General features: G+C 47.9%; 17 protein-coding genes. 8 read left to right on the forward strand and 9 right to left on the reverse strand.

From position 1 onward, the window contains the following. Positions 1-4: 4 nt before the first annotated feature. The gene (locus tag KOG47_RS00905) at positions 5-472 is read right to left on the reverse strand and encodes a hypothetical protein (protein WP_211782180.1); all 468 of its coding nucleotides are present in this window, start codon (positions 470-472) and stop codon (positions 5-7) included. Continuing rightward, on the reverse strand, positions 469-678 hold the full coding sequence (locus KOG47_RS00910) for a helix-turn-helix transcriptional regulator (RefSeq protein WP_012727465.1): 210 nt from the start codon (positions 676-678) through the stop codon (positions 469-471). The genes KOG47_RS00905 and KOG47_RS00910 overlap by 4 nt, the downstream gene beginning before the upstream one ends. Before the next feature lie 119 nt (positions 679-797). Here KOG47_RS00910 and KOG47_RS00915 point away from each other — a divergent pair, with 119 nt between their 5' ends. Then, positions 798-1,730, forward strand: a complete 933-nt coding sequence (locus KOG47_RS00915; RefSeq protein ID WP_031422105.1) for a ring-cleaving dioxygenase — start codon at positions 798-800, stop codon at positions 1,728-1,730. A gap of 22 nt (positions 1,731-1,752) precedes the next feature. Here KOG47_RS00915 and KOG47_RS00920 read toward each other — a convergent pair whose 3' ends face one another. Beyond that, the gene (locus tag KOG47_RS00920; protein WP_012727463.1) at positions 1,753-2,193 is read right to left on the reverse strand and encodes an RrF2 family transcriptional regulator; all 441 of its coding nucleotides are present in this window, start codon (positions 2,191-2,193) and stop codon (positions 1,753-1,755) included. Positions 2,194-2,379: 186 nt separating this feature from the next. On the opposite strand from KOG47_RS00920, the gene KOG47_RS00925 reads away from it, so the two are divergent. Then, complete coding sequence (locus tag KOG47_RS00925; RefSeq protein WP_215243611.1) at positions 2,380-3,480, forward strand: globin domain-containing protein; 1,101 nt, start codon at positions 2,380-2,382, stop codon at positions 3,478-3,480. Between the two features lie 41 nt (positions 3,481-3,521). Here KOG47_RS00925 and KOG47_RS00930 read toward each other — a convergent pair whose 3' ends face one another. The 5 genes from KOG47_RS00930 to KOG47_RS00950 form a co-directional block, all read right to left on the reverse strand. Continuing rightward, positions 3,522-4,079 carry a hypothetical protein gene (locus KOG47_RS00930; protein WP_214690409.1) on the reverse strand — a complete coding sequence of 186 codons (558 nt, stop codon included), beginning with the start codon at positions 4,077-4,079 and terminating at the stop codon, positions 3,522-3,524. A gap of 69 nt (positions 4,080-4,148) precedes the next feature. Beyond that, on the reverse strand, positions 4,149-4,562 hold the full coding sequence (locus KOG47_RS00935) for a DUF350 domain-containing protein (protein ID WP_012727460.1): 414 nt from the start codon (positions 4,560-4,562) through the stop codon (positions 4,149-4,151). Further along, positions 4,559-5,788, reverse strand: coding sequence for a glutathionylspermidine synthase family protein (locus tag KOG47_RS00940; protein WP_214690410.1), 1,230 nt, complete (start codon positions 5,786-5,788; stop codon positions 4,559-4,561). Before KOG47_RS00940 ends, KOG47_RS00935 begins: the two co-directional genes overlap by 4 nt. Next, entirely contained in the window at positions 5,785-6,153 is a 369-nt protein-coding gene (locus KOG47_RS00945) for a hypothetical protein (protein ID WP_012727458.1), read from the reverse strand. Before KOG47_RS00945 ends, KOG47_RS00940 begins: the two co-directional genes overlap by 4 nt. Then, positions 6,150-6,608 carry a hypothetical protein gene (locus KOG47_RS00950; RefSeq protein WP_012727457.1) on the reverse strand — a complete coding sequence of 153 codons (459 nt, stop codon included), beginning with the start codon at positions 6,606-6,608 and terminating at the stop codon, positions 6,150-6,152. The genes KOG47_RS00945 and KOG47_RS00950 overlap by 4 nt, the downstream gene beginning before the upstream one ends. A gap of 106 nt (positions 6,609-6,714) precedes the next feature. Here KOG47_RS00950 and KOG47_RS00955 point away from each other — a divergent pair, with 106 nt between their 5' ends. From KOG47_RS00955 to desA, 6 genes are all read left to right on the forward strand, one after another. Beyond that, entirely contained in the window at positions 6,715-7,734 is a 1,020-nt protein-coding gene (locus tag KOG47_RS00955) for an ion channel (RefSeq protein ID WP_215243612.1), read from the forward strand. A gap of 11 nt (positions 7,735-7,745) precedes the next feature. Then, the gene (locus KOG47_RS00960) at positions 7,746-8,873 is read left to right on the forward strand and encodes a YfbR-like 5'-deoxynucleotidase (protein ID WP_078147724.1); all 1,128 of its coding nucleotides are present in this window, start codon (positions 7,746-7,748) and stop codon (positions 8,871-8,873) included. A gap of 129 nt (positions 8,874-9,002) precedes the next feature. After that, complete coding sequence (locus tag KOG47_RS00965) at positions 9,003-9,335, forward strand: PadR family transcriptional regulator (protein WP_012727454.1); 333 nt, start codon at positions 9,003-9,005, stop codon at positions 9,333-9,335. Beyond that, positions 9,332-9,859, forward strand: a complete 528-nt coding sequence (locus KOG47_RS00970; RefSeq protein WP_196431312.1) for a DUF2812 domain-containing protein — start codon at positions 9,332-9,334, stop codon at positions 9,857-9,859. The genes KOG47_RS00965 and KOG47_RS00970 overlap by 4 nt, the downstream gene beginning before the upstream one ends. A 175-nt stretch (positions 9,860-10,034) precedes the next feature. After that, complete coding sequence (gene amyS / locus KOG47_RS00975; protein WP_380081281.1) at positions 10,035-11,576, forward strand: alpha-amylase; 1,542 nt, start codon at positions 10,035-10,037, stop codon at positions 11,574-11,576. Between the two features lie 201 nt (positions 11,577-11,777). Then, on the forward strand, positions 11,778-12,791 hold the full coding sequence (gene desA, locus KOG47_RS00980; protein ID WP_074035599.1) for a Delta(5) desaturase DesA: 1,014 nt from the start codon (positions 11,778-11,780) through the stop codon (positions 12,789-12,791). Positions 12,792-12,826: 35 nt separating this feature from the next. Here the strand turns inward: desA and KOG47_RS00985 are convergent, their stop codons facing one another. Beyond that, positions 12,827-13,657, reverse strand: coding sequence for a lipoate--protein ligase family protein (locus tag KOG47_RS00985; RefSeq protein ID WP_215243614.1), 831 nt, complete (start codon positions 13,655-13,657; stop codon positions 12,827-12,829). Between the last annotated feature and the right edge of the window lie 3 nt (positions 13,658-13,660).

Here is a 13,660-nt window from a genome sequence, read left to right on the forward strand (position 1 = left end):
TTCCTTAATGTCGATAGCCGCGAATCCAGGTCGTCATATAAACGAGTGTCGCGATGACCAATGTAGAAGCAAGGGCGTATATTGGATAGGCAGGGAGCGTCTCTTCAAATAACGGATAGAACATGAACGATCCCATAAGAATTGGGACTGAAATACCGAACGAGACGTAGGCAGCTTTTGTCGCTTTCGCTGTGATGATTTGTTCACGCTCATCGACCTCACTGAACTCTGTCATCCGGACGGACCATTGGGCAAAGCTCAACTGTTTATTCGGCCGGGTGTTAAACGAATAGACTGTCCAAACGATGCCAAAAACAACGAGTAAAAGTAGTGGAAGTAGATTAAATTCAACTAAGAATCGGTCAGACTCGATGACTGTTTTCGACATATCAGATAAAAACGAACTGAATAGAAAAGCCATCAGGACATACAGGATGATACTTGAAATAGATTGAATGACGACATGTTTCATTGTGATTCCTCCTCGATTGTGAATATAGATTCGACCGGTTCCTCAAACACCCTTGCGATGTGCATCGCCAGCATGAGCGACGGCGTGTAGCTGCCTTTCTCGAGCGAGATGATCGTCTGTCTCGTCACACCAACTTTTTCGGCCAGGTCACCTTGGGTTAACTGGTGCCGGGCACGCAGTTCTTTCACGCGGTTGATCAATGGCATCGTGCCACCTCATTTCTAGTTTCTACCACTAGTGTAAAACAAACTTTACATAATGTAAAGAGGACTTTACTCATTTGGGGATGATACAATAACGATATAGTCGAAAGGGGAGATGAGGGATGAAGGTGATTAGTGGACAACATCACGTGTCAGCGATGACCGGGGATGCTAAGAAGAACTTGCGATTCTACACGGAAATACTAGGGATGCGGCTCGTCAAAAAGACGGTTAACCAGGATGACCCATCGATGTATCACTTGTTCTATGCAGACGAGACGGGTACGCCTGGAACCGATTTGACGTTCTTTGAGTTACCGTTTCTCGGACAGACGTATCGAGGGTCAAGCAGTATTTCTCGGACAGCACTCAGGGTGCCGGATGGAGCGCTCGCGTACTGGCAGGAGCGTTTTGACGCGTTCGATGTATCTTACGGAGAAATCGAGTTGGTTTTAGGAAGGGCGACCCTTTCGTTCGAAGATCATGAGGGTCAACGTCTCTGTCTTGTAGAAGGAGGGAGCGGGACACCTTGGAGCAAAGGTCCAGTGCCAACGGACCTCGGCATCTTCGGTCTCGGATTCAGTGAGTGGACGGTACGGCGGATTGACAAGACGGCACGGGTGCTGACAGAAGTGCTTGGCTATCGATATGTAACGACATTTGAACGGGATGGACATGACGTGCGTGTCTTTGAGACGGGCGAGGGTGGTGTGGCAACAGAGATTCATCTCGTCGATCGGCCGGATTTGCCATCGGAACGACCAGGGCGAGGGAGTGTGCATCATGTGGCGATTCGAGTGGAAGAAACAGACGATATGACGAAGTGGATCGAGAAGCTTGACGCACATGGAATCAGCCACTCTGGTCTTATTGACCGTTACTATTTTCAGTCGATTTACTTCCGCGAACCGAGCGGAATCTTAGTGGAACTGGCAACAGATGAACCGGGATTTGCGATGGATGAATCGCTTGAGAGACTCGGAGAGCGATTAGCCTTGCCTCCGTTTCTTGAGTCAAAGCGAGCAGAAATCGAATCAAAACTAAAGTCTTTGTAAGCGGAAAACCCGACGGACCATTTCAGTCCGTCGGGTTTTGTACGCCTAATAACATGGCGAGTTCGTTCGTTCGGTTGACGACGAGATCCGCAATCGTGTAACGATCGAGTACATGAAGAAACGCCAACATGGCTTCATTCAAAACACCTCGTAAATCACAGGCAGGTGCGATGACGCATCGGCCTTCCCCGAAGCATTCCACGAGTTCGAACGGTTCCATCGTCCGAACGACTTCCCCTACATTGATGTCATCCATCGGTCGTGCGAGTCGAAAGCCGCCGCCTCGACCACGCACCGATTCCAAATAACCATGTTTCCCAAGCTCATATACGACCTTCATGACATGGTTTTTGGAGATGTTATATTGGTCTGCCACTTCTTGAATCGTGACGAGCCGATGTGAAAACGTAGCGCTATACATCAACGTTCGCAGTGCGTAGTCACATGTTTGCGTGAGTCTCATCCATCATCACCTCTCGTTTCATTGTACAAGACAATCCAAAAAAGTGCGATTCGAACAAATGTGAAAGGGTGATGGCGAAAATAAGTCAGAAACGTGAAATCTACTTTAAACAAGTATTTAATATATTGCTTTAAAGTGACTTGACTCACATAATGAACGTGTACAAAACAAAAGGGGGAAATTCACATGTTAGATCAACAAACGATTGAGATTGTAAAGGCGACGGCACCAGTTTTGAAAGAAAATGGTGTGACGATCACGAAGCATTTTTATCAACGAATGTTTGAACAAAATCCAGAAGTTCGTCACTTCTTCAACCATACGAACCAAAAGCGAGGACGTCAGCCGGAAGCACTCGCGAACGCGGTCTATGCGGCTGCGCTTCATATCGACCGACTCGAAGCGATTCTTCCTGCCATCCAACCAGCACTTCATAAACATAAAAGTTTGAACATCCGCCCGGAGCATTATCCGATCGTTGGTGAGAACTTGCTTGCGGCGATTCAAGACGTACTCGGTGAAGCTGCAACACCTGACATCATCGATGCATGGGCAAAAGCTTACGGTGTGATTGCCGATGTCTTCATCTCACTCGAGAAAAAAATGTATGATGACGCGCCATGGGTCGGATTCAAACCGTTCGTCATCGAAGAAATCATAGTAGATACACCTGAAGTGAAACGATTCCGTCTCGTCGCGAAAGATGGAGTTATTGGCACAGCCATCCCAGGACAATATGTCTCGGTTCAAGCGCGCATTGTAGGAGAGGACATCCTACATCACCGTCAATATAGTGTCATCGAGACGACAGAAGACGGCTACTGGATTGCGCCGAAAGCGGAGGGACTCGTCTCAAACTGGCTTCATGAGCAGACGGTCGGAACAGAAGTCCCGATGAGCGCACCAGCAGGAGAATTCATCCTTGAAACGTCTAAACGTCCGCTCACACTCATCGCGGGAGGAATCGGGATTACGCCCCTCTTCAACATGGCGAAGACGGCACTCGAACAAGGACGTCCTGTCACGTTATTGCACGCGGTTCGGAGTATGGACCTTCGTCCACTCGGAGACGAACTCGATGAACTCGTGAAGGAAGGGCTTCATCTGCTCACACATGCAGATGACGTATCGGGTTGCATGAATAAGTCACACCTTGAGGAACTTGATGTGGAAGGGCATGATGTTTATACGTGCGGACCGAATGCGATGATGGAAACGGTCGTTCGCGCTATTCCACAGGCACGATATGAATTTTTCGGGCCGTCTGGAGTTCTTGCGACCAACTAAAAAAGACGACTGGAAAAAGTCGTCTTGATGCACAATATAGGTTATTCCGTGAGTTTACTTGAATGTATGACTTGTTTGTTGGCATCCAATGTTTCAAGTGACCACGAACCATCTGACGGTCGTGATGTTTCAATGACATATGTCATGGTGTAGCTTTCAATTTCGGGATCGTTGACAAGAAAATCTTTTGAGACATCGTCACCGTTTAACCGTAAATAGACGACATCTTCCGGTCGCTCTTTAAGGTGAACACCGATGTACTCCATGTCTTCAACTCGAAGGATGACGAAATCAAAAGGCTGATTCGGCTCTGTTTGTTTCGTGACAGACCCTAAGTTCCCTGTTTCGACATCAATCTCAGCTAGACCGATGACGGAGCGGTCTTCATTTGTGTAAAAAGAGAGAACGGACTGTTCCATATTATGAATTTCAAACGTATACCAATTGTTCGTCGTCATATAACGATTCATTTCTTTTTCGGCATTTTCGTATGAGTCACCAGCCTGAATGTTAGTGTAGGTGTAAAGTCCGACACCGACTGCGATGGCTACGATGATGAGACCGGAAACGATTGTGAGTAAGATGATTCGCTTCGACATGATTGTTCCTCCTGACTTTTATAAATACGAACACCCCATGCTTCGCAAATGCGTGCATGGGGTGTTTGATTAGTACGTCAAGCTCGCGGCGACGATGATCCCGACGACGAGTGATGCGGCGAACAAGCTGAAACCGATGGCCATGTTGCCATTCTCGACTTCTTTTTCTAAATTCACGCCTGGTGTAAGGATGTATTCAAACGTCCAGAACGCCAATACTTGGGCGGCGATACCGACGAGTCCCCAGATGAACGCATCGAGCAAGTTGACGCTGTTCGCCCAGACTGTATAAATGACGATGGCGAGTCCTAGTGCTTTCCCCCAAAGTTTCAACGCGACAGCCATGTTGCCTTCTTTGATTAACTTGCGTTCCGAATATTTGGTCGTTAGTGCGAAGATGATGAGTCCCGCGAGAATGAGACCGAATCCTGTCCCGAGGTGGGCCAGGAAGCTTAAGATTGAATCGAGTGTGATGAATGTCATGAGTTCGTCTCCTTTTGTATAGGTGTGCCAACGGCTAAGTAATAAGATTGGTTGTTCGTGATCATGCTACCGGCGCGGACGCCGAGTGCGGATGGGTGTCCGTTCAAGCAAAAACATCCGACCATGTAATGTGTCTCCATACGACCTTTGACGGTTGTCGTCATCCGTGTCGGGAGTTCGATGAACTGTTGGTACACGGCCGTTTCTTCCGCATACGTTTGTAATGTTTCGCGATGAAACGGTTGGCCATCTTTCGTATACAAGATGACGGAGTCCCCTTCACGTCCGAATGCCGGCTTTTTGACATAGTCCGATTCACCGAGAAACGGTGTGTCTTCTAAGTAAGTCGGTAAAAAATATGTTCCGATGATGTCGCGCTCGGCTTGATCGAATAGTGTCTCGGTCTCATACAATTCCCAAATCAGCGCCTGTACGCCTTTCGATTGCATGAGAAACGCAGAGAGGGGATTGAGCAGTGACACGTATTTTTGTTGATCGAGTTCAAGTAACCGAATGCCAATCAAGTCTCCGTCTGGAGCCCGGTCGTCCACAAGGTGCTCAATCGGATATGTTTGGCGATATAAGATGTCAATTCGCTCACCCGATGGTGTGTAGACGCCGTCTTCGTCGACGAGTAAAGTGTGCAACGGTACGAATTCAGACGGTACGTCGAGCGTTTCTTGTAAAAATCGTGCCGTCCACTTGTCTTCGATGTTATCATCATGTGCCGTAAAAACGATTTTCGGTGTGCCTTCTCGTTTGAGTCGATTCCACGCGGCGACGATCGCTTTCCGCAGCTCAATTTTCAGTTGGGGGGTGGCTTCCCTGTTCGGGTCGAGTAGACCAAACTCGGAAGCGACCACGCCGTTCACATCAAACAGCTCCTTAATGAAGGTCGGCGTATCTGCATTGAACTCCATCAACTTGAGTTGATCATCTTTCATGATCCAGTCGTAACGACCGATGATCGTCTCCTGCGGTATCGTCTTCTCCCGTAAGAACGGCAGACTCGCCTCAGGGTAACCAAGCAGTCGGAGCGTTTCGTCAGGTAGGGTGCGTAATAATTGATTCGTCTTCCGAAAAATCGAGTCAACCGCCTCGGTTGCCTCTCGGATAGAGGCAACCTGCGAGGCGGTCATCTCAAAACAATCATATAAGGCATATTCTTCATCGTTTAAATCGGGCCAAAAATAAGGGATTTGACTGTAAAGTTCGTCACGCGTCATCCGCCGAATCCACCTTTAGAGCCACTGCCGAGTCCAGATTTTGACGATCCTGAATTTGAGCCGTTCGATACGGCACCGGTCGCACCACCGTTGGCTTTATACGTCTTATACGACGAAGAGCTCTTCAACGCATTTTTTGAGCGGAACAGGCTACCGAGTAAGAAGTAGCTACCATAGTGCGGAGAGCGGTCGTCGTCACAATAATACGACTCGGTCTCGTCATCCCAGTCCCAATCGTCACATTCGTATCCGGTCGGTTCTTCCGGGAGTGCCGCCTCTTCATATTCATCCCCACCGCACGCGGCAAGGGAAGTGGTCAATACCGCAACGGATAGTCCGCTTAAAATTTTCTTGCTTGTCTTCATGTTGATTCCTCCAATTCATAACCAGTCGGTGTGACGTAGATAACATACACACCACGATCTTCATCTGTTTCTGCTGAATCGCGCTCATATTCTTTACCGGCGACATATAAGTATTGGCTTCCGAGCATGGCGAGTGCATCAAGGTGGCGGTCGACGTAATAGGCTTCGAGTAATGGGTTGTCAAACCGGTCGTCGAGCGTGCGGATTTCGACTTTGATGTCGCTCGTTTCGTGCTTGTCCATCGGTCCCTCTGTATAGCGATCGACATAAATTAAAAAGTATTGATCGCCTTCAAGGGCAGACGAGCGTTGTTTGTAGGTCATGCCGTCTTTGACGAAAAACTCACATTCACGACGAGCTAGCACTTCGTCTAAGCCGAGAGACGTGTAATGGTATAGTGGTTCGAACGATAATTCATTTTTATAGAGACGATACTCTAAGACGATGGAGTTCATAAGTCAGTCCTTCCTTTTTTCTTCTTATACGGAATCACCATCAAAATGGTTTCGTGAATCTTTTTGTGGTTACGTTTAGTATATAAGAGAGAAGGAGGGGGAAACAGTGCATATCTTATTTCGTGTGTGGAAAGGGTTAGCGAAATTATCATTTTTGAATGTCGTCTTAGCTTCGATTGGCATCATTATCTTAGGAACCGTGCTCGGTTATGTTTTAGAACCAGAGACATTCGGATCACTGTTTGATTCGTTCTGGTGGACGATGACGACATTGACGACCGTCGGATACGGGGACTTTTATCCGTCCTCCGTGGCAGGGCGATGGCTCGGGATATTCTTATTCCTATTCGGGATTGGGATTATCGGGGCGTTGATTGGAAAATTGGTTGAAATCGGTACGACGTTTCAACGGCTAAAACGGGAGGGAAGACTAGTGTATCGTGGAGAAGGACATTATGTGTATATCGGGTGGTCCCCGAAGACGAAGAAAGCAATCGATGAAGTACTTAACTACGAACCGAAAGCAGAGATCGTCTTGATTGATCAGTTAGTTGAGGAACCGTACGTGCACGATCAAGTTCACTTCGTATCAGGCGATGCTTCGGATGAAGCGGTATTGCTGCAAGCAAACGTCTTGAAGGCGCGACGCGTCGCGATTTTTGCGGATGCCCGTATCACGGAGACGTTACTCGCCGATGGGAAGTCGTTATTAATCGCGTCAGCGGTCGAGGCACTCTCTTCTGAGTATCAGGTGGACTTGCACACGGTCGTCGAAGTGTGTGAAGAAAGAAATATCTCGAAATTCAAACACGTCCGCGTCGACGATTTTATTTTAGCGAACGACTCGGTCTCCCTCTTGATGGCAAAAGCGACGTTACAACCTGGAACGACAGCAATTTTCCGTCAGTTGTTGAGCAAACAGTCAGGTGGGAACATTCAAGCGTTGAAACCAAAAGTCGAGTGGCAGAATGTTCGACAAGCAAATACAGCGTTACTTGAATCAGGGGTGACACTCATCGCGGTCAATGACCGCTTGGATGTGGCGACGATGCTCGATTTGCCGCTTCAGGAAACAGACATGTTATATGTCGTCTGTCATGACGATGTATTTGAACGATTATCGTAAGGAGTGAAACCATGCATAACGGAACGTTTATCCGAAAGATGACACGTATGCAAAACGTGCAACGGTGGGATGAATATGCCCCCCATTATCATGATAACGCAGCGAGTCATAGCTTTCGTGTCGCGGTCTTTAGCTTGATCGCGGCTTATGTGGAAAAAGAGAACGGACGTGAAGTCGATTTGCTCGATTTACTCGGGAAAGCCATTTTCCACGACATGAATGAAGTCCAGACGGGCCCGATCATGCACCGGACGAAAAAAGAACCGACCTTGATCGGTCACATCGAGCGTATGGAACGAACAGCGAGTCTCGGTCTTGTCGAGCTGCTGTCGCAATCATTACGTCCTCACTTTCATCGTTTCGTGGTGGAAGCGGAAGATGATTCGTTCGAAGGTCGAATCGTGGACGGAATTGATTCGTTCGATGCGATGTTGTTCGTGCGACGAGAAGTCGCGCACGGCTCTCCGCACTTTGATGACAAGCTAGAAGAGATGAAAGCCGCACTCCGACATCATCCGATTGATTCGGTCCGCTGGCTGTTCGACCAGGTCGAGGCAGAAACAGATGTGTTGCGATTCATCGAGAACGTCATGCGGATGGATAGTGTCCGTCGCTGGAAAGGTCGCTTTAACACGATTGACGACAACGATGCGATTCATGGTTTCCGGGCTGCCGCGCTCGGTATGTTCAGTGGGCTCTTAGAGCGTGAGAAGTACGACGTCGATGTCGATGTCGCCGAACTCGTGGCTCGTCTTCTCTGTCACGATTTAGTTGAAGGGGTGACCGGAGACGTGCTCGGTCCAGTCAAACATTCGACGCAAGAGACGGGGGCTGCGTTTGAGGCATACGAGCGAGCGGAAAGTGAACGTCTGCTTGGACTGTTGCCTGAGTATATGCAACCGGCGTTCCGTCGATATATGGCTGACTCGAAAGACGATACGTATGAGGGAATGCTCGTCGACATGATGGACAAGCTTGATGCGCTCATCAAGATGAACATGGAGCGGAAGATGAACGGGGCCGAGTATGAGGTCACGTATCGCGAGCAGCTCCGTAAAGTCCAGATGCGATATGAGAATCCAAGCATGATTTTCTTCCTGGCGTATATCTTGCATGATTTAGACTATGTCACTAGTTAAAACCGTTTATCTTGAAGTCGCATACCTAAAAGGGTGCGGCTTTTTTTATATCATTTATTGACATATATCATTTAACGATATATATTGAGTATAAGAAATATATCATTCAATGATATAGGAGGTGGAAAGATGCCGCGAACGGACTCATTAGAGTTAGGGGAACTGACGGATAGTATGTTTTATATCCTGTTGGCGCTCACGACGCCGCGTCATGGCTATTTAGTCATGCAATTTGTCGAAGAGACCACGCGAGGGCGAATGCAAATTGGTCCGGCTTCGATGTATACGATTATCAAAAAGTTGTTGAACGCCGAACTGATTGAACCGATGGATGGGGACGGAAAGAAAAAGAACTATCGAATCACGAATAAAGGCCGCTCGATTTTAACGGATGATGTGAAGAGACGACAGGCGATGGTCGAAGATGCCTGTGCCATTTTGGATATGGAGGGATCAAGATGAGACAAAAGTATATGTCGAGCTGGGGATTGGCGTTTGCTGAAGAGCGTGAGATGCGGAAACTAGAACGAATGGCGGCCAAGGGATGGCATTTGAAGAAGTTTGCCCCGCTAGGATACACGCTCGTTGAAGGGGAACCGGAAGACGTTCAGTATAGTTTGGACTATCGTACTCGTCCAGACGAAGACTACTTTGACCTGTTTGCGTCGAGCGGGTGGGAACATGTCACATCAACCGGGGATGAGATTCATATTTTCAAAGGAGATCGAGATGCCAAGCCGATTTACTCGGATGTCGAAACAACAGAGGAAAAATATCATGACATGGAGCGTCAGATGGGAAGAGCTGCGCTCATCCTAGGTATTTTATGGATTGCACTCTTTTCGTTGTTTCAGTTTGATTGGCCAACCGTTGTCGAGACAATATTGATTGGGATTCAACTACTCGTGACGATCGGTCTCGTGTTTACAGGACTTCCGTACATCGGCTACCGTTTCAAACGCAAACGAATTAGCCGGGAAGGATGACTAGGCGGATGGCACAAGCCATCCGTCTTTGTTTCGTTCGACTGAACTATTCTAATGAGAAATAGTTAGGGAGAGAGAACTGTTTTTTAGTGTCTATCTATGCAACAAATTAAAAATCATTCACAATAATTAATGCAAGCGCTTTCATTAACTATTTGAGGAGGAATGAAGGATGTTGAAGAAACGACAAGGGATTGCTGTCCTAGCTGGAGTGACATCGATTGCACTGCTTTCGGGGCAACCGGTCGCACAGGCAGCGACCCCACAGAACGGTACGATGATGCAATACTTTGAATGGTATGTTCCAAACGATGGCCAACACTGGAACCGACTCTCGAACGATTCGCAGCACTTAAAAGATATCGGGATCTCGACCGTTTGGATCCCACCAGCGTATAAAGGGACATCACAAAATGATGTTGGATACGGGGCGTATGATCTGTATGACCTTGGAGAATTTAATCAAAAAGGAACGACTCGGACAAAGTATGGAACAAAAGCGCAGCTACAGTCGGCCATCTCCAACTTACGCGGGAAAGGGATTGGCGTATATGGGGATGTCGTCATGAACCATAAAGGCGGAGCGGATTATACCGAATCCGTTCAAGCTGTCGAGGTCAATCCTTCTAACCGGAATCAAGAGACGTCTGGGGAATATGCCATTTCTGCCTGGACTGGATTCAATTTTGCTGGACGGAACAATACATACTCGCCGTTCAAGTGGCGTTGGTATCATTTTGATGGGACCGACTGGGATCAATCACGAAGTCTGAGCCGAATCTACAAATTCAAGAGTACGGGTAAAGCATGGGATAGTGAAGTGTCGGGTGAGAACGGGAACTATGACTACTTGATGTACGCCGATGTCGATTTTGAGCATCCGGAAGTACGTCAGGAGATGAAAAACTGGGGGAAATGGTACGCGGATTCGCTTGGATTGGACGGCTTCCGACTGGATGCGGTGAAGCATATCAATCATTCATACTTAAAGGAATGGGTGACGAGTGTTCGTCAGGCAACCGGAAAAGAGATGTTCACTGTTGCGGAGTATTGGAAGAATGACTTAGGGGCCATCAATGATTACTTGGCCAAGACGGGCTACACTCATTCCGTATTCGATGTACCACTCCATTACAATTTCCAAGCGGCAGGGAATGGTGGCGGTTACTATGACATGCGGAACATTTTAAAAGGTACGGTCGTCGAGCAGCACCCAACACTCGCTGTGACGATTGTCGACAATCATGATTCGCAACCAGGACAGTCACTTGAGTCAACAGTCGCGAATTGGTTCAAACCGCTTGCCTACGCGACCATCATGACACGTGGTCAAGGGTATCCAGCACTATTCTACGGAGATTATTATGGAACGAAAGGGACGACGAACCGTGAAATACCGAATATGTCAGCGTCGCTTCAACCCATTTTGAAAGCGCGTAAAGATTTCGCCTACGGCACACAACATGATTACATCAATCACCAAGACGTCATCGGATGGACACGTGAAGGAGTGACGGACCGTGCGAAGTCTGGTCTTGCAACGATTTTATCGGACGGACCAGGCGGGGCGAAATGGATGTATGTCGGAAAACAGAATGCAGGGGAAGTGTGGAAAGACATGACAGGAAATAACGGACGTCTCGTGACGATCAATGCGGACGGTTGGGGCGAGTTCTTCGTCAACGGTGGCTCGGTTTCCATCTATACGCAACAATGAATCAGTTAGACTTGTCTCTAAAGATAGGGGCGAGTCTTTTTTCTGAATTTTCACCACATAAGTTTTATACGTGATATAATGACCTAGTGTTAATTCTTGATAGGGAATACTTCCGATCCATGAATTCACATTGAACAACGTTGGTTGTTGGTTTTATCTATATTTTTGCGTTGTGACGCTGTTGAATTCAAGGAGGTTGTTATGAGTAAAGAAAAGATTGCCCAATTAAGAAAGCACGTCTCGCCGTTTGAAAAGTCCGATATTCGGATCAGTGTGCGGCAGATGATCAATACGATTTTACCGTTTCTCGTATCGTGGTTTTTAGCGTACCAACTACTAAGTGTCTCGATTTTCCTGACATTGCCGTTCACGTTGATTGCAGCAGGATTTGTCGTGCGGATGTTCATCATCTTCCATGACTGCACACACGGTTCATTCTTTAAAAATAAGAAGGCGAACGCGATTGTCGGAACCATTACAGGGGTCTTGACGTTATTTCCATACGAGAAGTGGAAACGAGAGCATGCGATTCATCATGCATCGAGTGGGAATTTGGATAAACGGGGTGTCGGCGACATCTGGGTCATGACGATTGAGGAGTATATCGAAGCGTCAAAATGGACTCGTCTAAAGTATCGCCTATATCGTCATCCGCTCGTTATGTTCGGTCTCGGACCACTTTGGCTTATTCTCGTCACGAGTCGTTTCAACCGAAAGGACGCGCGGAAAAAAGAACGACAAAATACGTATCTCATCAATATTTCTCTCGTCGTCCTATATAGCGCGCTCATCTATCTGATCGGTTGGCAAGCGTTCTTGATTGTACAAGGAACGACGATGTTCATCGCCGGTGTGCTCGGAATTTGGTTGTTCTATGTTCAGCATACGTTCGAAGATTCCTATTTTGAAGATGAGCAGGAATGGGATTATGTAAAGGCAGCCATCGAAGGAAGCTCGTATTACGAGTTGCCGAAAGTGCTTCAATGGGTGACGGGTAATATCGGATTCCATCATGTCCACCATCTGAGTCCACGCGTGCCGAACTACCATCTAGAAAAAGCACATACGTCGACACCGCCGTTACAACGGGCGACGACAATCGGACTGTTTTCAAGTTTGAAATCGTTACGCTACAAATTGTATGATGCGAACAACAAAACATTCGTCACGTTCCGAGAAGTGCGCCATCTGTTGCGCCGAGCGAACGCGGCATAAAAAAAGATTGTCCCTGATCAAAAGGGACAATCTTTTTAGCGTTTCCAGACCCATTCATCACTCTCGTACTTCTTGACGAGCAAATCGATTTCGGCTTGCTGTTCTTTCGTGAAGACAAGCGGTTCGAACGTCAACAAGAAAGCGTCCTTGAAGCCGGTCTCGAATGCGGCCGCTACTTCGTCAAAGGAAACGAAACGCTTTAACGTGTCGTTCAAGGCGACGGCTTTTTCGCTGAAGCGGGTTTTGGCTTCGTGTTTCTCCGTCTCATCCATCGCGAAACAGTCAAACAACACCTCATCATCGACGGAGAGAGGAATCGAACCATGTTGAAGCACGGCCCCTTGGTGGCGCACTTGTGCGCTACCCGCAATCTTCTTCCCGTCAACAGTAAGCTCATAGTATGAAGCAGCATCGAAGCAGACGGCCGATTTTGGTTTGCGGAGCGCTTCGCGATCCTCTTCCGTCAATGGCACCGAAAATTCGGCGGGGACGCCGAGTTCGTGATATCCGCGACGAACCCCTTCCGTGAGTAGGCGATAGCTCTCGATGATATTCGTCGGGAGGGCAGGGGTCGATTCGGGCAAGATGACGCTATACGTCAACTCATCCGCATGCAACACGGCACGTCCCCCTGTTAAGCGACGAACGACCGGAATATTGTTCGCTTTGAGGGCGTCCCGATCCAAGTCACGCGTCGCTCGCTGGAAACGTCCGACGCTGATTGCATGAGGTGCCCATGAATAAAAACGAAGCGTCGGTTTGAGTTCTCCCTTTGCGACCCAATTGGCGATGGCTTCATCAATCGCCATATTTTTAGCCGGTGAAGTCGATTCAGTTCTAAGTAAGTGCCACGTCGTACCAGTCATAAT

This window comes from Exiguobacterium sp. s121 (assembly GCF_018617245.1).
Classification (GTDB): Bacteria; Bacillota; Bacilli; order Exiguobacteriales; family Exiguobacteriaceae; genus Exiguobacterium; species Exiguobacterium profundum.